The organism is Spirosoma arboris (assembly GCF_009754945.1).
Lineage (GTDB): Bacteria > Bacteroidota > Bacteroidia > Cytophagales > Spirosomataceae > Spirosoma > Spirosoma arboris.
Map to the genome: position 1 here is coordinate 210,850 of NZ_WPIN01000003.1, position 26,560 is coordinate 237,409.

20 protein-coding genes are annotated in these 26,560 nt (G+C 46.7%); 13 read left to right on the forward strand and 7 right to left on the reverse strand.

What is annotated here, in order from left to right; all coding sequences use genetic code 11:
- Positions 1 to 87: 87 nt before the first annotated feature.
- The 7 genes from GO755_RS08630 to GO755_RS08660 all read left to right on the forward strand — a co-directional run bounded on the left by GO755_RS08630 (position 88) and on the right by GO755_RS08660 (position 10,238).
- Entirely contained in the window at positions 88 to 996 is a 909-nt protein-coding gene (locus tag GO755_RS08630; RefSeq protein WP_157584355.1) for a transketolase family protein, read from the forward strand.
- Positions 997 to 1,015: 19 nt separating this feature from the next.
- Entirely contained in the window at positions 1,016 to 2,761 is a 1,746-nt protein-coding gene (locus GO755_RS08635) for a hypothetical protein (RefSeq protein WP_227686896.1), read from the forward strand.
- Positions 2,762 to 2,789: 28 nt separating this feature from the next.
- Positions 2,790 to 3,950 carry an acyltransferase family protein gene (locus tag GO755_RS08640; protein ID WP_157584356.1) on the forward strand — a complete coding sequence of 387 codons (1,161 nt, stop codon included), beginning with the start codon at positions 2,790 to 2,792 and terminating at the stop codon, positions 3,948 to 3,950.
- A 199-nt stretch (positions 3,951 to 4,149) separates the two neighbouring features.
- Positions 4,150 to 4,911, forward strand: a complete 762-nt coding sequence (locus GO755_RS08645; protein ID WP_157584357.1) for a glycosyltransferase family 2 protein — start codon at positions 4,150 to 4,152, stop codon at positions 4,909 to 4,911.
- Between the two features lie 91 nt (positions 4,912 to 5,002).
- Positions 5,003 to 6,394: a protoporphyrinogen/coproporphyrinogen oxidase gene (locus GO755_RS08650; protein ID WP_157584358.1), complete on the forward strand. Its 1,392-nt coding sequence runs from the start codon at positions 5,003 to 5,005 to the stop codon at positions 6,392 to 6,394.
- A 106-nt stretch (positions 6,395 to 6,500) separates the two neighbouring features.
- Entirely contained in the window at positions 6,501 to 9,218 is a 2,718-nt protein-coding gene (locus GO755_RS41385; RefSeq protein WP_157584359.1) for a hypothetical protein, read from the forward strand.
- 18 nt (positions 9,219 to 9,236) lie between these two features.
- Complete coding sequence (locus tag GO755_RS08660) at positions 9,237 to 10,238, forward strand: hypothetical protein (RefSeq protein WP_157584360.1); 1,002 nt, start codon at positions 9,237 to 9,239, stop codon at positions 10,236 to 10,238.
- Between the two features lie 38 nt (positions 10,239 to 10,276).
- On the opposite strand, the gene GO755_RS08665 is transcribed toward GO755_RS08660, so the two are convergent.
- From GO755_RS08665 to GO755_RS08680, 4 genes are all read right to left on the reverse strand, one after another.
- Positions 10,277 to 11,137 carry an isocitrate lyase/PEP mutase family protein gene (locus tag GO755_RS08665; RefSeq protein WP_157584361.1) on the reverse strand — a complete coding sequence of 287 codons (861 nt, stop codon included), beginning with the start codon at positions 11,135 to 11,137 and terminating at the stop codon, positions 10,277 to 10,279.
- Between the two features lie 72 nt (positions 11,138 to 11,209).
- Positions 11,210 to 12,565: an MFS transporter gene (locus GO755_RS08670; RefSeq protein ID WP_198174783.1), complete on the reverse strand. Its 1,356-nt coding sequence runs from the start codon at positions 12,563 to 12,565 to the stop codon at positions 11,210 to 11,212.
- A 131-nt stretch (positions 12,566 to 12,696) separates the two neighbouring features.
- On the reverse strand, positions 12,697 to 12,930 hold the full coding sequence (locus GO755_RS08675; protein WP_157584363.1) for a hypothetical protein: 234 nt from the start codon (positions 12,928 to 12,930) through the stop codon (positions 12,697 to 12,699).
- Between the two features lie 192 nt (positions 12,931 to 13,122).
- Complete coding sequence (locus tag GO755_RS08680) at positions 13,123 to 14,220, reverse strand: Gfo/Idh/MocA family protein (protein ID WP_157584364.1); 1,098 nt, start codon at positions 14,218 to 14,220, stop codon at positions 13,123 to 13,125.
- A 163-nt stretch (positions 14,221 to 14,383) separates the two neighbouring features.
- On the opposite strand from GO755_RS08680, the gene GO755_RS08685 reads away from it, so the two are divergent.
- The 5 genes from GO755_RS08685 (at position 14,384) to GO755_RS08705 (ending at position 19,693) form a co-directional block, all read left to right on the forward strand.
- Positions 14,384 to 15,259, forward strand: coding sequence for a carbon-nitrogen hydrolase (locus GO755_RS08685; RefSeq protein WP_157584365.1), 876 nt, complete (start codon positions 14,384 to 14,386; stop codon positions 15,257 to 15,259).
- Positions 15,260 to 15,362: 103 nt separating this feature from the next.
- Complete coding sequence (locus tag GO755_RS08690; protein ID WP_157584366.1) at positions 15,363 to 16,973, forward strand: hypothetical protein; 1,611 nt, start codon at positions 15,363 to 15,365, stop codon at positions 16,971 to 16,973.
- 67 nt (positions 16,974 to 17,040) lie between these two features.
- A complete protein-coding gene (locus GO755_RS08695) occupies positions 17,041 to 17,982 on the forward strand; it encodes an ROK family protein (protein WP_157584367.1) in 942 nt (313 codons plus the stop codon).
- 84 nt (positions 17,983 to 18,066) lie between these two features.
- Positions 18,067 to 18,636, forward strand: coding sequence for a D-sedoheptulose-7-phosphate isomerase (locus GO755_RS08700; protein ID WP_157584368.1), 570 nt, complete (start codon positions 18,067 to 18,069; stop codon positions 18,634 to 18,636).
- 28 nt (positions 18,637 to 18,664) lie between these two features.
- Positions 18,665 to 19,693, forward strand: a complete 1,029-nt coding sequence (locus GO755_RS08705; protein ID WP_157584369.1) for a glycerophosphodiester phosphodiesterase — start codon at positions 18,665 to 18,667, stop codon at positions 19,691 to 19,693.
- A gap of 159 nt (positions 19,694 to 19,852) precedes the next feature.
- Here GO755_RS08705 and GO755_RS08710 read toward each other — a convergent pair whose 3' ends face one another.
- From GO755_RS08710 to GO755_RS08720, 3 genes are all read right to left on the reverse strand, one after another.
- Complete coding sequence (locus GO755_RS08710; protein WP_157584370.1) at positions 19,853 to 20,545, reverse strand: sulfite oxidase-like oxidoreductase; 693 nt, start codon at positions 20,543 to 20,545, stop codon at positions 19,853 to 19,855.
- Positions 20,546 to 20,650: 105 nt separating this feature from the next.
- Entirely contained in the window at positions 20,651 to 21,724 is a 1,074-nt protein-coding gene (pheA, locus tag GO755_RS08715; protein ID WP_157584371.1) for a prephenate dehydratase, read from the reverse strand.
- Positions 21,725 to 21,836: 112 nt separating this feature from the next.
- Positions 21,837 to 23,735, reverse strand: coding sequence for a DNA topoisomerase IV subunit B (locus tag GO755_RS08720; protein WP_198174784.1), 1,899 nt, complete (start codon positions 23,733 to 23,735; stop codon positions 21,837 to 21,839).
- A 249-nt stretch (positions 23,736 to 23,984) separates the two neighbouring features.
- On the opposite strand from GO755_RS08720, the gene GO755_RS08725 reads away from it, so the two are divergent.
- A complete protein-coding gene (locus GO755_RS08725) occupies positions 23,985 to 26,555 on the forward strand; it encodes a polysaccharide biosynthesis/export family protein (protein ID WP_157584372.1) in 2,571 nt (856 codons plus the stop codon).
- The last annotated feature ends 5 nt before the right edge of the window (positions 26,556 to 26,560 follow it).

Here is a 26,560-nt window from a genome sequence, read left to right on the forward strand (position 1 = left end):
AGGCTATATGATGTATGTTAAACAGTGAGGAACTGGGAATAGTAAAGCATACATCATATAGCCTACATCATAGTTCATACTTCTGTCATGCGTAAAGAATTTGCAGCCGCTATTGAGAAAATTGGGCGGGAAGATGAAAAAATAATATTCATCACCGGCGACCTGGGGTATGCTGCCCTCGAAAACGTAGCCGATGCCCTTGGTCCACGCTTCATTAATGCGGGTGTGGCCGAACAAAATATGGTGGGTGTAGCCGCAGGTATGGCTTACAAAGGCTATAAAGTATTTTGTTACAGCATTGCACCATTTGTAGTCTATCGCTGCCTAGAACAGTTTCGTAATGATGTTTGTCTGCACCGAATGCCGGTTTTTCTGGTCGGAAATGGTGGCGGTTATGGTTACGGCATCATGGGGAGCACGCACCATGCGATCGAGGATTTGGCCTGTCTGAGCAGTCTACAAAATGTGAACACCTACATTCCAGCCTTTGCCGATGAGGTATCACCTATGCTTCACCAGATTGTCGCCGAAGGTCGCCCGACCTATTTGCGTTTAGGCGCGGGCCCCAACACTCCAGATGGTGCCGAAGTACATGGGTCATTTAAGCATATTGTCCGCAGCTCAGCTTCTATTGGTACGGTGGTGGCCCTTGGGCCAGTTGCCGCCAATGTATTGACTGCTCTCAAGGACGAATTGCTTACTGGTCAATTCGATGTATTCACGGCCACGAACCTCCCCCTCGACCTGCCTACTGATCTGGCACACCGTTGGGCAGGAAAACCATTGCTGGTTGTTGAAGAACACGTATCAATAGGTGGTCTGGCGCAACAACTATCGGTCAAACTCCTTACCGACGGAGCTGCCCCCAGTCATTTTGTGAGCCTGTCGGCCCAAGGCTATCCAAACGGATTGTATGGCGATCAGAAATACCATCAGCAATTGTCGGGATTGGACCCAGCTAACATTGCCCGGCAATTAGCCACCTTCACGAATTAGTCATTTTGCCCTTTATTCATTGGTCACGCAACACGATACCCGACAATCACGCCAGATTCGCTCTGGGTCCTTCGACCTTTGGGTAGCCATGCTTCTATTGTTGATTCCGGTCTTCTTGTTTTGGTATGTTTGGGCAAGCTACGCGGTGAACGTACCTAAATGGGACGATCATGTTTTAAGAGCCTTTTTGTTCTATCTCGACGAGGAAACATCGGCTTCCGGGAAAATTTATCAGTTATTCAAGCAGCATAACGAGCACCGGATTGTTTATGACCGCATCATCACCTGGCTTGATTTTCACCTGTTTGGCAAGTTTAGCTATCTTCATTTGATGATAGTAGGTAACCTAAGCCTTATTGGATTGATTGCTATTTTCGGATTATCGCTGGGTCAATCGACAATTCAGCAAACCAGTAAATGGAAACCTCGAAAATCGTTTAGACTTGTCGACTGTCTGCTCTATCTCCCACCGGTTGCGTTTCTACTTTTGAACCTGTCACAATGGGAAAATATGTTCTGGGGCATGGCGTCTTTGCAAAATTTCACCGTTATCCTTTGGGTATTCTGGGCCATTTATCTACTCGCATTTACCCAGAAAATTGGAGCTGCTTTGCTGGTTGCGGTCGCAGCTACCCTAACCAGTGGCAACGGATTGCTGGTATGGCCTGTTGGTTTTGCTGTGCTGCTTTTGCAGACTCTCCTACAACCGAGGTCGAACCGAAAGCCATTAATTTTCTGGACATTGGGAGCCATCATCTCGATTCCACTCTATTTTCTACACTACGAAAAACCACCAGGTAATCCCCCCAGCAGAGGTTCTTTTATTGAGTTGATTGGTGGCGGGTTGGCCTTCTTTGGGTCGACCGCCGAGGCTTTGCCCATACGTCCCGTCATTGGAAGTTGCATGGTGGTTGGAGGCTTGAGCCTACTTGTTGTTCTGGGTATTTGCCTATATATTCTCAAAAAATGGATTAGCCATAAAACTCTTTCCCCCTTCGACTATTTCTTTCTTGGCACAGCGAGCTTCTTAGTTGGCACAGGTGTCATTGTTGCCTGGACGCGAACAGGGTTCGGTATAAATACGCTCATTACCAGCCGATATAAACTCTATTCGTTGCTATTGATGGCTCTTTTGTACACCTATATCGTTGGCGAAATTCAGACATCTGCGAAGAAGTGGATATTGAGTTTAGGGCTACTATTCAGCATTATTCTGATGTGGGGTTCCTACCTGACCTATTTAGGCGATACGATCTGGTTACGGCAATGGTTGATTACGAATCAGTTTAACTGGACGCATAAGAGTAACAGCTCGACAGTCAGCATCGACTCTATTTCCAGTCGCTATATAAACCTATCACCTGCTTTTTATGATACGGCTTTACCAACAATAGTTAGTTCCGCCCAATCCTCAGCGATAGACTTACAGGTAAACAAACTATCGGGTAGGTACGATATAGTAAACAGCACTATGCCCGCACTGGGTCTGGGCGATTCAGGTTCCTATTTACTGGCGCGGTCGGTAAAGCGTACGTACTTATTTCCAGTCAGGCAAAATCAACAGTCTATTCGAAAAGCACTTGTTCATCCAGCGAATCTGTTCACAACAGGTTTCCGATCCGACATATCAACTGCGGAGCTGGATGCTGGACAGTATCAGCTATTTATCCTGACCATTGCGAACGAGAAAGCGACTCTATATTCTACAAATCAAACACTAGAATCAGCAGGTCCGCCCGTAACGACTACAGCGAAGAATTGGTAATTACTATAATTGCCTGATTAATAACAGCATGCAAACAAATACTCCAGTAAGTACACCCTCACGACAGGCACTGAATCATCTCATACAGTTAGATGGAGTTCGGTTTATTGCCGTCGCCTTAGTGTTGTTCGATCACTGGACAATGGAGCGTATCGAACTACCAGTGGGCGCCTTGGGAGCGCTGGGGGTTACTATTTTCTTTGTATTAAGCGGTTTTTTGATAACCCGCATCCTGCTTTCCAGTAAGGACAAACTCAGTAATCAACCCAATGGTGGTCTGTCGAAATACCTCAAAACGTTTTACATCCGCCGAACCATTCGAATTTTTCCGGTCTACTACCTGACCTTATTTATATTAGCATTGGTCAATGAGCCCCCAGTTCGGCAGAAATTCGCCTGGCTGGCTCTGTATGGAACGAACATTTATATCGCTATTTATCATACCTGGCTAGGTACTGTCGACCATCTATGGTCGCTGGCCGTTGAAGAGCAGGTGTACCTTTTTCTGCCCCTACTATTATTTTTTGTTCCCCGTCGATATGTTCCGATAACCGCTCTGCTTATGATTGTTGGTAGTGTAGGCTTGCGATACGTATTATATCGTGCGCACATGCCCTGGTTTATTGGGTATGTCTCAACACCAACTTGTCTGGACTCATTTGGATTGGGAGCCATCATGGCTTACGGCTGGTTGTATCAACGCGATCGTTTTATGCGGGTTTTCCAGTCTTCTATCTGGGTCTGGCTCAGCTTACTGGGTTTTCTGGCAGTTGGTGTCTTAAATAATTGGATAGCTATCGACTCGCCAAGAGGGTATCATAATATTATGTCTGATGTATGGGAGCGGCTGGCCGCTTCACTGTTTGGTTTTTTCCTGATTGGGCGAGCGGTAATAGGCTTTGGTGGATTAATGAAATGGGTGCTCGAAAATCCAGTCAGTCAATACATGGGGCGTATCAGCTACGGCTTGTACCTCTATCATAACTTTGTGTTCAACGTATATCATACGAAGCCGACGCACTTTACGGTGCGCTCCTGGAATTGGCTGACCAATACCCTACCCTTTTTGAACAGCTCCTATTTTTTTCAGTTTTCGTTCTTTCTGTTCCTGACTGTCTTGATCGCTATGGTATCATGGCACCTTATTGAAAAACCGATTAATGCGCTGAAAGACAAATTTTCGTACTAATTCATAACAACGGTAGCCATTTAGGAAGCTAGCCGCTTGCTAATGTCCTCCCTCATTAAAGTCGTTAGCCGTTAACAATTTCCTATATTTGCAGTATTGATAGGAATACATAATCCGGTTGGCACCGTTTGTTAGTCCAACTTATTTTAAACCCGTTGACGAACGATGACCGTATTGTCAACCACCTAAAGTACACTGAATGAGCCTCCTGCTGTCAATTGTAATGCCGGCTTACAACGAAGAAGAAGTAATTGAAACTGTTGTTAAACAGTGGACCGATTTGTTGACCCGTCAATTTCCTACTGAAAATACCCGCCTGATTGTCGTTAATGACGGCTCCCGGGATAAAACAGGGGCTATTTTGGACCAGATTAAAAGTCGTTATCCAAAACTGATGGTGGTTCATCAGGTCAATGGAGGCCATGGCAACGCGGTTGTCAATGGTTACCGGCAGGCCGTCGCACTGGATTCCGAATATGTGTTCCAGACCGATAGTGATGATCAGTTTGTTACCGACGACTTTGGCAAGCTGTGGGCTAAACGTGACGAATCGCCATTCATCCTGGGTTATCGGGAAGAACGCTATGATGCCATGGCTCGCTTACTTATCACCCGAATTCTTCGGTGGAGTATTGCCTTTATCTACGGAACCTATATCATGGATAGCAACATCCCTTTCCGACTGATTCGAGGTACATTTTTACGAAAGTTATTAGCACAACTTCCTGATCCAACTCCGTTTGCACCCAATATTTTTCTGGCTGTTATGTCAAAAAAAGCGGGTTTCAATACCTTCGATATTCCCATTACCCACAAAGAACGCCTAACGGGAACGGTGTCCATTCTAAAATGGAAACTCCTGAAAGTGTGCATTCAGAGTTTTAAAGAACTAGCCCAGTTCCGCTTCGAGTTGGGAGGTAAAGTCAAAGCCCTCAAAAAACCTGAACCTGTAACAGCATAAATTGATGTATGGTATATGCTATAAGATGTATGCTCTATTTAGCTTAGAATCATACATCTTATAGCATATACCATATATCTGTCATCAACTTATGAACTATAAATATGTCATTATTGGCTCTGGTCCAACAGGGCTTGGAGCAGCCTACCGGCTCAAAGAGTTAGGTATTACTGACTTTATTATTTTAGAAAAAGAAAATCGCATTGGGGGGCTATCCAAGAGTTTTGTAGATGACAAAGGGTTTACCTGGGATGTAGGCGGCCATGTGCAGTTTTCACATTATAAATATTTCGATGATCTGATGCTAAAAGCATTGGGCGAAGAAGGCTGGCTCAGTCACCAGCGTGAATCGTGGGTCTGGATCGAAAACCGCTTTGTACCCTATCCGTTTCAGAATAATATCAAATACCTGACTCCGGAAACGATGTGGAAATGCCTTGAAGGGATTATCCACAACTACAAATTTCCGACCAATCAGAAACCGGCTAACTTTCGGGAATGGATTCTGGCTACGTTTGGCCCTGGTCTTGCCGAAACGTTCATGTTTCCTTACAACTTCAAAGTGTGGGCTTATCCTCCCGAAGATATGAACGCGGTTTGGGTAGGCGAGCGGGTAGCGGTTACCGATTTGCAGCGTGTTACCAAAAATATCATCTTCGACCAGGACGACTTTTCGTGGGGCCCAAATAGTACGTTCAAGTTTCCCAAAAATGGGGGCACGGGCGGTATTTGGGAAGCCGTTGGTGATCTGGTAGGTCGTGAATACGTGAAGTTGAACGCAACCGTTGAAAAGGTAATTGGGCCAGAGAAAAAAGTCGTGCTGACTGATGGTGAAGAGATTCACTACGAATACCTGCTGAGCACGATGCCACTCGATCTGTTCACCCAGCGCGTTGAAGGCCTTTCTTCAGAAATCATCCAAACGGCACAGGGGCTTAAACATTCATCGACCAATGTTGTTGGAATTGGCCTGAAAGGCAAGCCAAAAGAAAGTTTAAAAACAATGTGCTGGATGTATTTCCCGGAATACAATAGCCCTTATTACCGGGTAACAGTATTCTCGAACTATAGTCCGAACAACGTTCCTGATATCAATGAGCATTGGTCGTTGATGACTGAAACGAGCGAATCAGCAGCCAAACCTGTTAACCGAGAAACGCTGATTGATGATACAATTCGAGCTCTGCTAGAAGACAAGCTGATCGAATCGGCCGATGATGTGATCTCGACTTTCCATATGGCATTCGATTATGGCTATCCGACTCCTTCGGTTGAACGGGATGGCATTTTAAAAGCTGTTTTACCGCAACTTGAACCATTCGGCATCTACTCCAGAGGGCGTTTTGGTGCCTGGAAATACGAGGTCAGCAATCAAGATCATTCGTTGATGCAGGGAGTTGAATGGGCAAACCGAGTAGCAGCCAATGTTCCTGAAGTAACCATGCCTTTCCCCGAAACCGCGAATGCAATGTGGGGGAAATAAAATAGTACGTAAGTTATAAGTTAGTAAGTTGTAAGTGGCTGACGCAAGCATAGTATTTTCGCATCAGCCACTTACAACTTACTAACTTATAACTTACAACTTATCTATGAAACGAAATCTCTGGATTGGTATCGGTGCGGTACTTTTGCTGGTGAGTAGTTGGTGGGGTTACCGGCACTTCTTTCCAGCAACTCGTACTGTTGGCTCTCTGGTTCCACCAGGTGCCCTAATGATACTGGCCAGTGATCGTTTACAGGATACAATCTCCGCTCAATCGTTACGCACAGAAATGTCGTTACGGCAGATACCTGTCTTTGATGAAGCACGTCAGCGTCTCGACCGATTCCTCTATGCAACAGCCGATTCAGCCACTGTACTGCGGTTTGTCAACGATCGAACAATTCGTTACTCGCTGCACTCGGTTTCCAGAACAACGCTCGATTTCATTTTCTATATTCCCATAACCGATAAAGATCAGGCATTTCTGAATAGGGTGACGAACCCAGATCCGCGCCTGTATCGGGTCTTGAATCATACGTTTGCTGGAGAAAAAATCCTGGATTTCGTCTCCAGAATGAATGAGCCAATCGGGTCATTTATTCTTACAGATGGCTTTCTGGTGGGTAGTGTATCGGGCATTCTGATCGAGAACGTTGCCAAACGGATGCATCAATCGCTCAAATTGACACAGGCAGAGCCCGATTTCCGGGTCGATGACGATCACCTGGCAATCGTCTCGGTTCGCCCCGAAGTGCTTCAATCACTTTTCAGCAATGTTGGCTCACTAGTCCGCCTGTTCCTGCCTGAAGAATTAAACCTGCAATTCCGGCAATCAGCTTCCCGTTCGCATCTGATCGGTTATGCCGTTGATAAAATTGGGGGTCGGAGCGATGTGGCTGCCCTCTTTGCCAATCAGACACCCCAGCGTATTCAACACGCAAACCTTATTCCGCAAACGACGGCTACACTTTACCACATCAGTATCAGCGATGCTTCCCGCTTTGGGCGTTCACTAAGTAAGTTACTGGGCTCAGCATCCAGCGATTTTCTTCGGGATCGATTCAGTCAGATAGAGCCCGAGACGAAGGCATTCTACCAAACATTGGGTAGCGATCTATTGCTATGCCGGATGGAGTCCCCAACTGGTGCTCTTCGACAAGTTCTCATCTTAACAGCCCAAAATGGCAAACTGCTCGTCAATGCCTATCAGCAGGTGGCTTATCGAGCCGGCGCTAAGGCTCCAGGTCCGCCCAAAGAATACCTGGGCCATAAACTCCTGCAACTCAACGTACCAGAACTCCCTGCATCTTTATTCAGCAGCTTGTTTTCGGGCTTTTCCCAAAGTTGGATAACGCAGCATGGTTCGTCACTCATTGTGGCTAATAGTGAAGAAGCCATGCAGGATTATCTACAACAGGTACAGCGGGGAGCCGTCTGGACAGCGGATGCACGTCAGGCTGATTTACTTTCGACCACGTTACGTCCCGCCAATTTTACCGCATTTGTTCGACTGAACCGGGCGCAAACGACAGTACCAACCACCTGGCCACTGGCCTGGCAGAACTTACTCGATCAGGTTGATCCGATTACAGGTAGCACAGCCTTGTCGAATCTGGAGAATATGGCTTATCAGGCTAGCTACGGCAATGAGAATATCCAATCGACCGTGATACTGGGACGCACAACACGGCGAGCCAGTCGGGCAGTACTCAATAAATTATTACTCCAAAAGAAAACTGAATTTAATGCTCCGCTGATTGCAGCACCCATTGTAACGGGTAATCTGAGCGACAGTTCGGCTCAGTTTTATGTGCAGAATAATGCGGGGCAGTTCGTACTGGTTACCCCCGAAGGCGACAAGATTGTTCAAAATAACACCGATGGTCCTATTCGAAGTAATGCCTTAGGTGTCGATTTTCTGAATAATGGTCGGTTGCAATACCTGTTCATGACCGATCAAACGCTCTATATTGCCGACCCTGTGCGAATCAGCAAAGAAGTAGCGCTTCACGCAATTCCACTCCCTAAAGGCATCGATCCAACGTATCTGGCAAGGCCTCGTGGTAGTTTACAACGTAATCTGATCGCCCTTGCTGCCCATGAAGACGGACACATTTATGCGCTCGACCGCCAACGAAGGGCTTTCATACGTATAATGACTGCCCCTCATAAAAGTCAGTTGCAACTTCCTTTTCAGGTAATAGCCACGCCAGTCGGCATGAATATTCTGGGTATTCAGGCTGATGGCATCCTAAATTATTGGCGTGATAATGGGAGTGAATACCCACACTTTCCCAGTCGCATTGAGCGAACGAACGAAGAAGAACCCGAAATTAAATTCGTTGGGCCGGCCTTATTACCCGTGGGGCAAACGTTGATTCAGACGATTGCCAATGAAGGTCAGTTACTGTCAATAAACACCAATGGACTAGTTGCTAAACGAACGCAGTTGTATCGACCTGTTCGGAATGGATCGTTCCGACTTTTCCCAGATGAAGATCAAACCAATTGGCTACTCCTCCGTACGACAGATACTGAAGTGACTATACTTGATCAGCGGGGCCAACGCCTGTTCGATGTACGGGCTTTACAGTCAGGACGAAATAATGTTCGTTACCATCGACTGGGAGCAGGTATCGATTTGATCAGTGTTAAATCAGGGGGATTCACAACCTTGTATGATCTGAATGGGCACATCATAGGCGAACGGCCTATTCCAAGTGATTTTCCAGTAGCGTTACAATTCGATGAGCGCACCAATGAATTATATATTTTAAGTGGCGCTCAACAAGCGGTCCTGTTATTTAGCATTCGACTTAGATAGTAGCTATTCCCAAACCCTATGCGTTTTCTTCGTTACACGGTTTTACTGTTTGCACTTATACTATGGGGAGGTGGGCTGTCCACTACAGTGTCGCACTGGCTTTACGGAATTGGCTTCATCACGGACGATTACCGATTTGGGGATTTATATCGACTCTCAGCGCTGCCACAATTTAAACTGGAGCAACCAGTTTGTCCGCCATCTCATCGGTCGAGCGATACTGCATCAACGCAACTGTATCTGATTGGCGACAGTTTTACGGAACCACAACGGCTGGGTCAATCGGATTTTCGAGTGAGTCATTTTCAGCGCGTTAGTTGGGGCAATCAGCAGCGGATACAGCTTGACCCAGGCAAACGGAATGTGTTGATTATTGAATCCGTAGAGCGGCATTTTCGTCAGCACATGACTTATCCAGTAAGCGAATTTATTGTCGAAAAAGATACCAACCGTTTAGGAGCGCCTAAGCTAACACTTAGCAAACGGATCAGCAATGATATTCACCGGACTGATGTAGAAGAACGACTCGAATCGACCTTGTTTAGCCAGAATTGGGCATTTTGGTTTAAAGAAATCAAAGCAGCGCTAACGCTTGACTGGTTTAACCGAACCAACTCAAAGGTCAGTTTGTCGAAAGACCAAAAGCATCTATTTCTCCATTTAGACACCGACACGACAGATAGGCTTGTTTCGTCATTTTCGAAGTTGGATGACGAGGAAGTTAACACGCTGATCGACAGCATTAATGCAGTTGCTAATCACTACCAGCAACTGGGCTTCGATGAAGTTTATCTGTCCATCATTCCCAATAAAGCGAGCATCCTGGAGACAGGTCGGACGGACTATAATCACCTTATTCAGCGCATTCAGACTAACCCGAGACTAGCCGTACCAACTATTTACATCTATGACCAGTTTAAACGGTCGGCTCAGTCTCCTTACCTGAAAAGTGATACGCACTGGAATTGCGAAGGGCGGTCTATATGGCTTGAACAGGTTCGACAGAAACTCCAGATTTAACGGATAGAACTGTGATTTGAAAGGCTTGTTACTCTTGGTCAGCCTTTCTTGTCGTAGTTTGTAAACAGACTATTCATAGCAGCATATGGTTTTGCGTCATCAGCATAGCTGAATGTACCTTTTTGGCGAATTTCTTCCGCTGCCCGAAAAAAAGCCCCATAAGCCGCCCGAGCCAGAGACGAGCCTATACTCACCCGCTTAACTCCTAATTCGGCAAGTTGATCCAGCGAAAAACTACTGCCCGAAAGGCCCATAATCACATTCACCGGGCGTGGGTGTACGGCTTTAACAACCGCCTGAATCTCTTCCCGGCTTTTTAAGCCGGGCGCAAATAGCACATCGGCACCCGCATCAGCGAATGCTTCCAGACGTCTGATCGTATCGGCAAGATCAGGCCGACCATAGATCAGGTTCTCAGCCCTGGCTGTAAGTGTAAATGGATAGGGTAAGCTTCGCACGGCTTCAACTGCAGCCTTGACACGCTCAACCGCCTGCTCAAAAGGATAAATCGGATCGTTTGGTCTACCGGTCGCGTCTTCAATAGAGCCACCAGAAAGCCCCATTTTCGCAGCTAGCAAAATAGTTTCTGCGCAATTTGCGGGCTCATCTCCATAGCCATTTTCCAGGTCGGCCGATACCGGCAAACGAGTTGCCATAATGATACTATGGGCGTTTTGTAGCGTTTCGTCCCGGGTTATAGACGCATGTCCATCCGGTTTTCCGAGGGTATAGGCGAGTCCTGCGCTAGTGGTTGCCAGTGCCTCAAATCCCAGGCTTTCCAGAACTCGGGCTGAACCGGCATCCCAGGGATTAGGCATAACGAAAATACCCGTTCGTTGATGAAGTGCCCGAAACACTTCTGCCCTGGCTTGTCCCGAATGGTCTTCTTGTGTGCTCATGATTAAAAAATAACGAGTTATCTATTCGACGAAAGTAGTTTGAGAGTAGCCAATACTCAGACTACGATTGCCTTAATTATTCTTCAGGTAAGTAAACACAAGAATTGTATACAGCAACACGCACGCCCCAGTGCTAACTGAACTGATCATGATCGCCTGAACGATAGCCGTAGTCCCACCCGTAGCCATTGCCCCAAACAGGGCTACTCCCACGGCACCTGCTGCCTGTCGGGTGGTGTTCAAAACCGCCGAAGCGATACCGGAGCGATTACGATCGACCGTAGCCAGTGTGCCGGTTGTCATGGCCGGGACAGCCAGGCCCATACCCAGAGGGAGTGCTAAAAAAGGGACAAGCAACTGCCAGTAGGGTGTATTGGGGCCGGCAATCAGCAGGCAGAAACAACCCATTGAGAAAATAAATAAGCCGATTAAAATTGGTACACGAATGCCATATTTCTGCATCAGTTTTCCACTCGTCAGGTTGGAAATAATAAAGCCTGCTGTTAACGGTAAAAATGCCATACCCGCGGCTATGCTCGAATAGTTCAATACATTTTGAAGGTAGAGGCTCAGGATAAATACAGTTCCATAATAGGTTCCGTTCAGAACCATTCCGACACCAATTAATACATTAAAGTTAGTCGATTTGAATAAATCGAGTGGGAGAATGGGTGCTCTGGCTTTTTTCTCTCTCCAGACAAACAGGCCTAACATACCAGCACTGAAGATCATACCGCCGTAAATAAACGGAGAATTGGTCCCTAAATGATGCCATTCGATAATAGCGGCAATAAGAGCCGTAATAGCAAGCATCCAGATTAATTGGCCGGGAATATCGAACCCTCTGTTCTCATTTCCAGCACTTTCCTTCAATTTTATACTACAAAGAATGCCGATGAGACAGATTGGAATATTCACCAAAAAAATCATTCGCCAGTTGCTTATCTGCATCAGTAAGCCACCCAGAACCGGTCCCGCTGCAATAGAAACTCCTCCAGCGGCTGTCCATAACGAAACAGCACGAGACCGCTTATTGGGTTCAGCGGAAAACATATGATTTAAAATGGATAAAGAGCTTGGTATCATAATAGCCGATCCAGCGCCCTGAATCGCTCGAAAACCAATTAATGCCAAAGGGCTCCAGGCAAGTCCGCAGCCAATGGAAGCCAGACCGAATACCAATAGACCCGCTTGAAAAAGCCGTTTCGATCCAAACAGGTCACTCATACCCCCTGCCGATAACATCAGTACGGCAAACGCAATCGTGTAAGCGTCCACAATCCATTGGAGCGTACTGACATCGGCAGTAAACGACCTGCCGATTTGGGGTAACGCCACATTCACAATGGACACATCCAGTTGGGAGACGACAAAAGCCAGACTGGTGGTTCCAACTACAAAGCCAAAACTGATTTCAGATTTTTTCACAGCGTACATTTTCACTAATGGCCACGATCATCTGACTGGTCAGGTGGGGGTGTTGCTATTGGCTTCTCCGCTCGACCGAGAATTTCTGAGCCAGCAGGTAGGAGTTCAACGCTTTATTAAAATGCGGTAGCCTAAACCGACAAATAGGGAAGATAAGGCTCTAATTTACCCGTATCACGAAAGGCAGTAACCTGATGAAGCTTGTTATTGTAAGCGTCGTAACGAAGTTCGACGTAGAAATCGCGGAGGTTATAAAGCAGGAAGATATTGTCGCCCTCGTAGCGATTAGCCAGAATGTCACCAGAAAAATACAGGGTGTCGAGTTGCTGGTCGGCGGGGAGGCTAGTGAAATCTGTAGGTTGCATGAGCAGACGGGGTTGACAAGCGAAATAAGCAAAAACCAAACGCTCTGCCAAACACATCACCTGACTTTATACAATACAACTAAAACAGAGATAAGATATAAATAAAACAGCTTCAAGTTTAATGTTCCATGTTTCAGTTCGTTACACCAAGATTCTTGAAATATGGAACATTAAACTTGAAACATATATTTCTTAAACAATTTTCACTTCTTTACCTGTTCGGGCAGCCTGGTAGATCGCTTCTACAATTTTAATATCACGAAGACCTTCTTCGCCGGGTGCCAGCATGGGTTTCTTAGTCATGATTGACTGGGCATCGTCGTCCATCTGCTTTGTTTGCTGCCAGGGTACTTCATATGGATGTTCAATCTTTCCGCCATTACTCCAGATTCCTGTCTGGCCGTTGTAAGCTGAATAAGGCTCCATCATTAGTGTGCCTTTTGAACCGGTCACGTTCAAGAAATTCATATTCATACCATAGCTCGTCTGGACAGCTGCCCGCGCTCCACTTGGAAAAATGAGTTGAGCCATCGATGTTTCATCGAGACCGTTTTTATAGACATCGGGGCGGGATGTGTATTGCTGAGCCGTAACCGCAATGGGCTCCTCGCCCGTTGCCAGTCGTGACCCCTGCAACACATACACGCCCATGTCATACATAACGCCCCCGCCCATTTCTTTCTTCTGTTTCCAGTGCGTGGTGCGTCCATCATAATAACCCGCCGAACAACTGACCATCAATATCTTACCGATTTTCCCATCGCGCAATCCCTTCGTCCACTCCTGCGTATTCGGCTCATGCTGTAGCCGGTAGCCAATCGCCAGTGATACTTTGTTTTTTGCACAGGCGTCAATCATATTCTGGCACTCCTTAGCCGTTACGGCCATCGGTTTTTCGCACCACACATGCTTACCCGCTTTAGCTGCCCGCACCACATATTCTTCGTGCATGGATGGCGGGAGTACAACATACACTACATCGATGTCAGGATTATTGGCAATTTGATCGAACGTCTGATAGCTATAAATATTCTTGTCGGGAATATTGTATTGCTTTTTCCATTTCTCCGCTTTTTCGGGCGTACCGGTTACGATCCCCGCGAGATAGCAATTCTTCGTCTTCTGTAGAGCAGGAGCCAGCAAATCGGTGCTGTAATAGCCCAGGCCAACTAACGCCACACCAAGTCGGTCTTTGGCAGGTCGAGTAGCGGTCAGGAGTGTATTTGGAGAAAAAGAAGCGGCTACGCTGGTGAGCGCAGTCGTCTGCAGGAAGGTTCGACGAGAAGGCATTTTTTGGTTCAGGTTTAAAGTTCAAGGTTTCAGGTTTAAAGTTCGTAGGCAGTTGCCAGACTTCAAACTTGAAACCTTGAACTTTAAACCTGGCCCGAACCCGCCCGATAAGCTTTTTGTTAACAATGGGGTCTGTTCACAAAGAACGACCTATTTTTGCCCCATGTCCAAGAACGTCAATATCGGTTTAGTACAGATGAGTTGCTCGGCAGACGTCGAGTCCAATATCCAGAAAGCCATTAACGGCATTCGCGAAGCTGCCCAAAAAGGCGCTCAGATTGTTTGTTTGCAGGAATTATTCACGTCGCTCTATTTCTGCGATGTCGAAGATCATCATAATTTCAGCTTAGCCGAAGCCATTCCTGGTCCAACCACCGAGCGGTTAGGAAAGTTAGCCGGCGAATTAGGCGTGGTCATTATCGCATCACTGTTTGAGAAAAGAGCGCATGGTTTATACCACAATACTACCGCCGTTCTGGATGCCGATGGATCATATCTGGGCAAGTATCGGAAGATGCACATTCCCGATGATCCGGGTTATTATGAAAAATTTTACTTCACTCCCGGCGATCTGGGTTATAAGGTTTTCGATACCAAATTTGCCCGGATTGGGGTTCTTATTTGCTGGGATCAATGGTATCCTGAAGCTGCCCGTATCACGGCTCTGATGGGTGCCGAAGTCCTCTTCTACCCGACCGCCATTGGCTGGGATACCAACGAACCCGATCCCAGGCAAAATGAAGAGCAATATAATGCCTGGCAAACCATTCAACGGAGTCATGCCATTGCCAACGGTATCCATGTTGTGTCTGTAAATCGGGTTGGACGTGAGGCCGATCAGCAATTCTGGGGTGGTTCATTCGTGGCTAACCCATTTGGATCATTGCTTTACCTAGCTCCCCACGATCAGGAATTGGTGCACGTACAAACCATTGACTTAGCTCTGTCCGAAAAATACCGCACAACCTGGCCCTATTTCCGCGATCGGCGCATTGACTCCTATCAGCCAATCACGAAGCGTTATATTGACCAGGAATAGTCGTTCTAAACGAACGAATTAGTTTGCTGCGTACTGATTGCACGGCCTAACGAAGTCGTCTATACAGCCGTACACCGTAGATCATAGTCTTTTGAAACTCAACATGAAACTGATTGCACTAGGTTTGGTGGCTGGCTTAGCCGGTGTAGGTTATTGGTTTTCGCGTCCGGCTCTAACCGAACCGGTTGCCATCAAACTACAGGGGCAATTGCCTCCTCAAACCTCACTGGCTCTTACGCCCCGCGCCCGCTTCACCCCAAGTACTCGAAAAGGGTATTATAGCCTGGATGTAGTAGACGATTTTATCCTGCCAGCTACTAAAACCCTTACTTTCTGTGGGGCCGGGCGAAACCTGCATGTACAACAGGACCGGACGAAAATTTTCCGGCGCGGCTTCTCGTCTGTCGAACAAAGTCGGATGGTACCGAGTGTTGAATTCTGGCGGGATGGTTTTCCGGGTAAAGGTTGGAAAAGTGTCCTGAAGCAAAGCCAGCGAGCCTGGGTTGTTTACCAGAATCATTTCCGGGATGCGTTTGGCCTCGCCTGGGCGCAGAATAGTGAAAAGGCGAGTGAAACTATCTATCGAACGGTACCTAACCGCACCGACGCATCAGCTCGAGTTAATCACAACACCTTATTTCAGGCATCGTCGGAGTTACGAGGAGGCTGTTTAAGTTTCGGCGATTGTCCTGAAACGGATTGGAAAAGCACGTTTGGTCTTATTTTCTTAGATATTGAAAACGACGGGACCAGCGTAACCAACCGGCAGGAACAGGCGAACCTGTACACATACATGATCAAAACGATCAAGGAGAATTCCAGCGCGCAAACACTGGTTGGGTCCATTGCACCGGTGCTCCATAACAGCGTAGGGTATTCACGAGCCGAAGACTATAAAGCGGAGCCAGAGTGGCTATGGACAACGCGTGCACAGCATACAGCAACCAGCCGCCAGCGTGGCATGCCCGACGATATTCTGGGCAAATCATTTGGAGATTATGCTGATTTCCAGATGCCGGGAACGTATTACGTTTACCCCGATTTTGATTATTCAGCTAAGCATACGGGTGATGGTGACCGCCACTGGCTGGCTGCTTTATTGGGGGAGCAGGAAGTTAATATGAAGCTATCGTCCAAAAAGCGAATTGCCTGGCAGTGGCTGTTCAATACCCAAAGTGAACTCCCGAATAGTGCCAAAGCTGAACATGCTGCCCCACCCGCCGTGGCAGAAGGGATGGGTATTTTCTATTGGTTTACAGGTGCTTATGGGGTGTTATTCTGGGATGATCAACTTGATCTTACCCCCGACCAACCCTCTCCTACCGATCCTAGTCAGAAAGGCCTTGGTAATGATCGTAATTATGCCTGTTACGAACATTACGTTCATGGGTTGTGGCGACTTTTCAAACATCACGGTGACCTGTTCAATGGCCGGGAAACTTACCTCAACGAAGCAACTGAATGCTCGTATGACGGTGGCCAAACTTGGCTCAAATACAACGCCAATCAACTAAAAACTCATGACGTCCCTTTTGTACGAGCCATCGTCAACGGCGATCAGATTCTGGTAGCAGCCACTAAAGCCTATGCCCGTTCAGGGCAAACGAACCAAATTATGCTTCGTTATGTGCAGAATGGCTATAATTTTTATACAACAATTACGCTCAAGGGCGACGAAATCTACCTGGGTCGGGCAACCATGAAAAAGGGATAATAACAGGTTTGTTGTTTCAAGTTCAATGTTCATGCTGAAACCTGAAACAACAAACTATCTTTGCCGCATGAATCTTGGTATTGAAATTGGCGGAACGAAATTGCAATTGGTTACTGGTGATATAACTGGCCAGATTACGCAACGATTTCGATTCGCAATTGACCCAGCACAGGGTGCAGATGGTATTCTGACCCAAATTGCAGCTACAATCCGGCAACTCCCCGAACTCCCCCAATCGATTGGCGTAGGCTTCGGTGGTCCGGTCGATTGGCAAACCGGACATATTGCTACTTCCCATCAAATTGCAGGTTGGTCTGGCTTTAGATTAGCCAATTGGCTTCAGGAGCAGGCGCCGGGAGCCAGAGTACGCGTTGAGAACGACGCCAATGTGGCCGCTCTTGGCGAAGCACGATGCGGAGTTGGTACTGGTTTTAATCGTGTATTTTACATTACACTTGGCAGTGGAGTTGGTGGAGGCATGGTCGTAGATCAGCAACTTTATCATGGAGCCTTACCTGGTGAAGCGGAAATTGGCCATTTGTGGCTTGTTCCACCAAGCGACACTACACCCGGACAAACAGTTGAGCAAACCGTATCGGGCTGGGCTGTCGACCAGCAGATTCGCGATCTACTTCCCCAACTCCCCGACGACTCAGCGCTAAAAATAGCTGTACAGCAAGCCCATGCTAATGGTTCTATTGGGAAAGAAGCCCGTTTTTTACACCCCGCCTACGAAGCCAGCGATCCAGTTGCCCGAATGCTGATTGAACAAATTGGCTCGGTAGTGGCGCTGGGGCTTTCTCACGTTGTTCATTTATTCCATCCTGATGCCATAGTACTGGGCGGTGGAATTTCGCTCATTGGTGAACCTCTGCGAGCCGCTGTCCGCCAGGCATTACCTCGTTTTGTCATGAAATCATTCCAGCCACCACCAATCGTCTTATTGGCCAAACTTGGCGAAGACGCTGTTCCTGTTGGCGCCCTTGAATTAGCAACTACCCGTATTTAATTTACAATAGTCGAGTTACGATAGCCTTTAGGTCAACTTATAGCGTACTATTATTGTACCCCAAATTACCTATTACCTAAGTTCATGAACCAAACTTATTTCAAAAATTACTTGGATCGACAGAAAGCTGCCTACGATGCAATCCCCATTGATCGCGTAGAACACCTCATCAATCTAATCAAAAAATGCTGGGAAGATGACCGGCAGTTATTTGCCTTTGGGAATGGCGGTAGTGCTTCCAACGTGTCGCACTTTATTACCGATCTTGGCAAAAGTGCATCAGATATCATGGGCAAACGATTCCGATGTATGTCGCTGAATGAAAGTGTCTCCTGGATTACGGCTCTTGGCAACGATTATGCTTATGAAGACGTGTACCTTCGGCAACTCCAGAATTACGCTCGCCCCGGCGATCTGGTATTGACCCTTAGTGTTAGTGGCAATTCGCCCAACGTAGTAAAAGCTGTTCAATGGGCAAATGACAATGGGCTGACAACCATCGGCTTAGTTGGGGGTAAAGGTGGTAAATTAGCTGATCTCGCCCACGAGTCGATCACTATTCAGGATGACCATTACGGTCGGGTAGAAGACGCTCAGATGACCATTTGCCATATGCTCTGTTACGGATTTATTGAAGAAGGAAGAAAAGAGTAAACCAGCTATTCTTTCCGTATCGCTACTCATGAAAAAAACGCTCCTTCACCTGATCAGTTTCGCTTTCATGGCTTACTACGGAGCTGTAGTTACCATGGCACAATCAACGTTGTCGCTCACAAATTACACATACTCGCCAACCCAGTTGGTTATTGGTACAATCCAGTCAAAAGAGCCAATGACTCGATTTACGCTGCGCGGACCAAATGCCGCTTTGTTTGGCGTAAATAAAGCCAATCAATTATCTATAAAGTCAGGAGCTACGAAATCGCCTGAGTTCTGGTATGATCTCATCATAGAAGGCCAGAATGCCACGGGGATTCAACGGGATACGTTTCGACTGGTGAGGGATCAATTTATTCGCAATCAGGTTATTGCTCACCGTGGCGCCTGGAAACAAAGCGGCACTACCGAAAACTCACTGACATCTTTAAACAATGCCGTTAAATTAGGCTGTATGGGGAGTGAATTTGATGTCCATATGTCATCAGATTCGATCATGTTTATCCATCACGATCCCACCGTCGAGGGCATTGACATTGAAAAGACACCCGCAGCTGACTTAGCGAAACTTAAACTGAGTAACGGCGAGCCTTTGCCTACCTTGGAGTCTTACTTGCGGGAAGGGATGAAACAGAATCGAACCCGTTTGATCCTGGAAATAAAAACGTCAAAGCTAGGTCGGTCGATGGAATTAACAGAGCGGGTTGTCGCGATGGTCCATCATCTTAAAGCACAGGCTTGGGTTGACTACATCGCCTTTGATTACGATGTCTGCAAAAAAGTAAAAGCCCTGAATCCGGTTGCCAAAGTTGCCTATCTCAATGGAGATAAATCACCGGAACAATTAGAAGCAGATCATCTGACGGGATTTGACTATCATTTCTCGGTTCTTAAAAAGAACGAAGCCTGGTTACAGGATGCCAAACAACGGCATTTGACAACAAATGCCTGGACAGTAAACGACCGATCAATGCTACAATCGTTTCTGGATCAACATATCGATTATATTACAACGAATGAACCCGAGCTACTTTTGGAGTTAGTATCTAAGTAAAATTGGCTTAATATCCTACCAATGGTGCGACCCCGATGGGGTCAAATGTTTATAGAGAAAATTGGCTATAAACATTTGACCCCATCGGGGTCGCACCATTGGTAGGATATTCTATTGTATTAGTTGCCAGTGGCCTGATATCAACGGAATCTTTATTGATCACGAATACCGATCATTTCGCCACGGATAGGCTGTATTCGAGTAGCCACGTTCTTCCCAGAAACCAAGCTGATTTTTAGTCAGAAATTCAATTCGCTTTATCCACTTAGAGCCTTTCCAGGCATAAAGTTGGGGAGTAATCATACGGAGTGGCCCACCATGTTCACGGGGCAAAGGCTGTCCATCGGCAGTGTGCACAAGCAGCACATCGGGCTTGAGAGCTTCTTCAAGGGAAACATTCGTTGAATACCCATCATACCCATAACACATAATGTGCGTGGCCGACCCTTTAGGATCGACTAAGGCGGCCAAGTCCATAAATCGAACCCCAACCCAAGGAATATCGAGCCGAGACCAGGTGGTAACGCAGTGAAAATCGCTCGTATCTTCCACTTGTGGCAAAGCCATCAAATCCTTCCATTTAAGTCGAATAGGATGATTGACTTCCCCATCAATGTTGAGTTGCCATTTATCAAGCGGGATATTCGGTTGATAACCCAAATCTAGAACGGGCCATTTAGTTGTAACTGTCTGTCCAACTGGAACGGCAGGCATACCATGTCGATTTATTAGGCCCGACCCGCGTGGTTTATCATCCATTAGGGAAGGTGTATGGGCCATTTTGTCCTCAAACCGACGTTTGAGTTTCATCCGTGCTTCGACAATTCTATCGGTTTTCTCGTTCGCTTCCATATCTCTATAAGTCAATTTCGTCCAAAAAAGTTAAAGCGCTCGATTCACATTTTTGTCGGTATTGGCCAGATGACATATTCATACACGGCAGTCTCTATAAGACGACTAAGAAACCCGTACGTAACTTCCCAGCAGTTTTACTTCGGCAGCGTGGTGATTCAGGATTTCCTGCAAATCAGGATCATTAGCGTGTCCTTCGCATTCGAGTAGAAACCAGTATTTAAACGTAGCTCCCTCGCGCAGAGGGCGGCTTTCTATTTTAGTGAGGTTAATATTGCGGGTATTAAACTCCTGAAGAAATTCGGCCAGTACACCCGGCGATTGCGTATTGGGTAGGCGGGCAATCAAGGTGGTTTTATCGTGACCACTCGGTTGATTCACAAAATCTTTTGCCAGAATTAGAAAACGTGTTCGGTTTAGATCACTGTCCTCAATGTTGTCGAATAAGACGGGCACATCGAATAATTTGGCGGCAATACCAGAACACACAGCTGCTGTATAGGGCTGTTGAGAAGCCAGTTTAGCTGCTTTCGATGTCGATTCGACGGGTATTAATTCAGCCTTCAGCTCATCGAAATAGTCATTCAAAAACCGGCTACATTGTCGGAACGCAATGTCTTTAGAGTAGATATGCGTGATATCAGCCAGGCTTTCTGCCTGCGTAGCAAACGTAAAATGTACTGGAATCTGAATCTCAGCGACAATACGAAGGTCTTTTTCGAGGAGTAAATCAATCGCTTCCTCAACAACACCTTCCTGATTATTCTCAATTGGCACGACTCCAAAACGTGCACGCTCAGTTTCAACGCTTTCGAACACTGAGCGAATCGTTGACAAAGCCATGTACGTGCTCATAGCCCCAAAACGGCTTTCGGCGGCCTGATGCGTAAAGCTACCTTCTGGGCCCAGGTAAGCTACCCGTTCGGGTAATTCAAGGTTGCGCGATACGGCAAAAATTTCCAGAAAAATTGCTTCGATAGCAGGCCGATTTAACAGACCATTGTTCTGCTCATGCAGGCGATCAATAATTTGCTTTTCGCGTTCGGGTCGGTAAATAACGGCATTCGTGGAGCGCTTTAGTTCACCTACCCGACGTACCAGTTCCATGCGCTGATTAAGCAATGTCAACAGTTGATCGTCGAGGGTATCAATGTCGTTACGGAGAGACTCTAAAGTCATAAAAAATCGTCAGTCAATAGTCGTGAGTCGCCAAGGGCGGAATAGCCTGCAAATAACGGCTAAAATCCCTAATGATCGCATGGCGACCCCGTAACGACTATTGACTGACGGCTTATACTAATGCGGCTTCGTCTACGTCTTTTTCGATGCGCAGATTGTCAATAATGAACCGCTGGCGATCGGGCGTATTTTTGCCCATATAATAGCTTAATAATTTAGGAACCGAGGTTTCCTTTTCCATAATTACGGGTTCCAGCCGCATATTTTCGCCAATAAATAAGCCAAACTCATCAGGCGAAATCTCACCAAGTCCTTTAAATCGGGTGATTTCTACCTTTTTACCACCCTTCATTAATTTATCAATAGCATTTTGCTTTTCGTCGTCCGAGTAGCAGTACGTTGTTTCCTTATGATTTTTTGGATTCCGAACCCGGAACAAAGGCGTTTCGAGAATATACAAATGCCCATTCCGTACTAAGTCAGGAAAAAATTGCAGGAAAAAGGTCAGCATCAACAACCGGATGTGCATGCCATCAACATCGGCATCGGTCGCAATGACAATGCGATTGTAGCGCAGCCCGTCCAGCCCTTCTTCAATATCTAAAGCGTGCTGTAGTAGGTTGAACTCTTCATTTTCATACACTACTTTTTTGGTCAACCCAAAGCAGTTGAGGGGTTTCCCCCGCAAACTAAACACGGCCTGCGACTGCACATTGCGCGATTTGGTAATGGAACCACTAGCCGAGTCTCCCTCGGTAATAAAGAGCGTAGACTGGTAACGATCATCGGCTTTCAGATCGGGCAGATGGTTACGGCAATCGCGCAATTTTTTATTGTGAAGGCTTGCTTTTTTGGCACGATCATTGGCCAATTTTTTAATACCGGCGAGTTCTTTGCGCTCCCGTTCCGACTGCTCGATTCGCTTTTTGAGGGCGTCGCGCACAGCGGGATTGATGTGCAGGTAATTATCCAGGCGTTCTTTCACAAAATCCTTGACAAATGAACTGACGGACTGAGCATTCTGCTCAGGCGACATATTTTGCGATCCAAGCTTTGTTTTTGTTTGCGATTCAAAAACAGGTTCCTGAACTCGGATACTCACTGCGGCAATAATTGACGACCTGATGTCAGATACTTCATAATTCTTATCGAAGTGACGACGGACTGTTTCCACGACAGCTTCTTTGAGCGCATTCAGATGAGTACCTCCCTGAGTTGTGTATTGGCCGTTTACAAACGAATAATATTCTTCGCCATACTGATTGCCGTGAGTCATGGCAATTTCAAGATCATTCCCTTTCAGATGAATGATTGGGTAACGTAGGGAGTCCTCATCTTTTTTGGTCTTATCGCGAAGCAGATCAAGCAGACCATTCTGCGAAATATATTTTTGTTTGTTAAACGCAATCGTCAGACCGGCATTCAGATAGCAGTAATTCCAGATCATATTTTCCAGAAACTGCGGAATGAAATGAAAATTCTTAAATACGGTATCGTCGGGTTCGAAGCAAATCAACGTGCCGTTTCGCTCGGCGGTGGAGTCTTCTCCTTTGTTTTTGAGTTCACCCCGCTCGAATTCAGCCCAAACGGTTCGACCTTCCCGGAACGACTGCACTCGAAAATAGGTGGACAACGCATTGACGGCTTTTGTACCAACGCCGTTAAGGCCCACCGATTTCTGAAACGCACCCGAATCGTATTTGCCACCCGTGTTGATTTTAGATACGACTTCGACAACCTTACCAAGTGGGATACCCCGACCGAAGTCACGGACCTCAACCCGATGGTCTGTCACGCGAACTTCGATGGTCTTCCCGAAGCCCATAACGTGCTCATCAATACAGTTGTCGATAGTTTCTTTAATAAGAACGTAGATGCCATCGTCGGCAGCTGATCCATCGCCAAGTTTGCCGATGTACATACCTGGTCTCAGGCGAATGTGCTCGCGCCAATCCAGCGAGCGGATACTGTCTTCATTGTATTGAACTGACTGATTCAGCAATTCTGCCATAGAGCGTTACTAACTAATAGACTAAAAAGGGCGGTTACGTAGCGTATTACCCAAAACCAAACATCGGAAAAATTATACCTTGTATAATCAAGGGTATAAAAATTACCGCTCAAAAGGAAACTATTTATAATCCAACAAAAGTTCGCTTACTTTGCCGGCTGAACTGTCCTGTGTACTACATAACCTGTCCGTACGTTAGATACAGGTATTCGCCCTCATCGTTTGCGAGCTGTTCGACATCTTAAAAATATGCAAAAATCAGTAAAAATGCACGTCTTGCCGCTATTTTTTTTTCTTCGTGTGGCAACCCGTTTACAACGTAAATTCCGCGTTACTTTAGCCCTTCTGCTGGTAGTTATCGTAGGCCTAACAACTCAAGCGCAAATCGTCCCTTCGACGGGAGCAGGAGCGACACCAGCCTCCGGATTGCCTAGTAGCACACCAGCAGCACCGGGCAAAGGGGCTCTTCCAGCAGGGGTTAATATAAATAATTTACCTGCCGGTGTTCAACAGCAGCTTAATCAACGAACGGGTCAGGGAGCAACCAATGGGCGTACTGCAACACCCGGAACAACCCAAACGCCAACGGGGAATGATTTTTCTCAGAAAGGAGATACCGTCCTACAGGGATTAACGGATAAGGAAGTCGCGGCAGAAAATGTTAGGCGGGCACGGAATCGAGAGTTGACGGAAAGACGGGAGAAATTGTTCGGCTATGCGCTATTCAATGACCCCACTATGGCGACAACGTTTCAGCCTAATATAAACATCGCTACACCCCGCAATTACAACCTTGGACCAGGCGATGAGCTAAACATCCAGATGTACGGCTACTCAGTTGGTGATTTTTCTCAGAAAATATCCCCGGAAGGTTACGTTTATATTTCTGGCCAGACAGGTATTGGGCCTATTTTCGTAACAGGTTTAAGCATTGATGAAGCGAAAAAACGGTTGATAAGCCGGATGTCGGCCAAGTTTGTAGGCCTTCGTACCTCTTCGTATGGGGCACAGAATACCTTTCTGGAAGTTTCGTTAGGGAATATTCGGAGTATCCGGGTCACTGTAACGGGCGATGCCGTGCGACCGGGCACCTATACGATGTCGGGGCTTTCGACAGTTATGAACGCTATTTACCAGGCTGGTGGCCCCAACGATATTGGTTCATTTCGTAAGGTTCAGCTCATTCGGAACAACCGCGTGATGGCAACACTCGACCTCTATGATTACCTGCTAAATGGTATTCAGCGGAACGATATACGGTTGCAGGATAATGACAACATTCGGTTTACAACCTATATTGAACGGGTTGAGATTAACGGAGCTGTTAAGCGGTCGAATATTTTCGAAATGCTTCAGGGCGAAACGCTGGAACGTCTCCTGTTCTACGCGGGCGACTTCACGTCAAATGCATATAAAAATCGGCTTCAGCTAACGCGACTGACCGACCGGGAATTAAAATTCATGGATGTGACCGTTCCCGAATTCAAAACGTTTGTCATGCAGGATGGTGATGTTATTACCGTTGAACGACTCTTAAACCGCTTTGAAAATAAGCTAACAATCGAGGGGGCAGTATACCGTCCTGGTGAGTATTCGCTGGATAATAATAAAACACTGAAGCAACTTATAGCCTCTGCGGAAGGGCTAAAAGGGGATGCGTTTACAGGTCGTATTACCATTAGCCGCACTCGGGAAGATCTCGCGATGGAAAACCTTTCCATCAATCTAGCCAACATTATGGCTGGCACAGAGCCCGACATTCCCTTACAACGCGAAGATCAGGTTATCATTCCATCGCGTTTCCAACTGGCTCAGGCGGCAACCATTTCTGTGACAGGTGAAGTAAATAGCATAGATACCGATATGCCCTATATGGCGAATATGACGCTGAACGACGCGCTCATCCGAACGGGTGGTCTAAAGGAGTCGGCTGCCGCTTCGCTTGTTGAAGTGATCCGCCGGAAGAAAGACGTAGATCCCCGTTCGCCTTCCGCCCAGATTGCCACAATTTATCGCTTTAACGTTAATCGTGATTTATCGATCAACTCAGATGAAAACAAGAATTTCACCTTAGAGCCATTCGATCAGATTATTGTACGCCGGTCGCCCAACTACTCCGTTCAAACCTATGCGACTGTCGCCGGAGAAGTTATCCTTCCTGGATCTTATGCCATCATCAGTAAGGATCAGAAAATTTCGGATCTCGTTAATCAAGCTGGTGGCCTTACTCCACAAGCCTACGTAGAAGGAGCAACGCTGGTTCGACCCGTGAAGCTAAGTGCGGAGGAATTACGTCGTAAGCAACGTGCCATTGAAGATGTTGCAGACAATGCTTCGAAATCGGTGGTTGAAGCTGAAGTAATCTCCCCCAACTCGGTTGAGTCGATTAATATCAATTTAAAGAAGATTTTGGCGAAACCAGGTTCATCCGAAGATATTCTGCTTCAGGAAGGCGATACATTGCGCATCCCTAAATTACTCGAAACGGTGCGCATTGAGGGTGAAGTTCAATTACCTAAAACGGTGAAATATCGGAGTGGACAGAACTTCCAGGACTACATCTCCGAAACAGGGGGGTTCACAACGAAATCGCAGCGCCGGAGATCGTTTATTGTCTACGCCAATGGCTCGGTCGATCGGACCCGCAAGTTTATGTTCTTCAACGTGTATCCACGTGTTGAGCCGGGTGCAGAAATCATCGTTCCCCGACGAACAAGCGTACCATTGACCGCTCAACAGGTACTGACGTCAACGGTTGGTGTTGCTGGCTCTTTACTGACGCTCATCACCACTATTTTATTGATTACCCGCATTAACTAAAACAG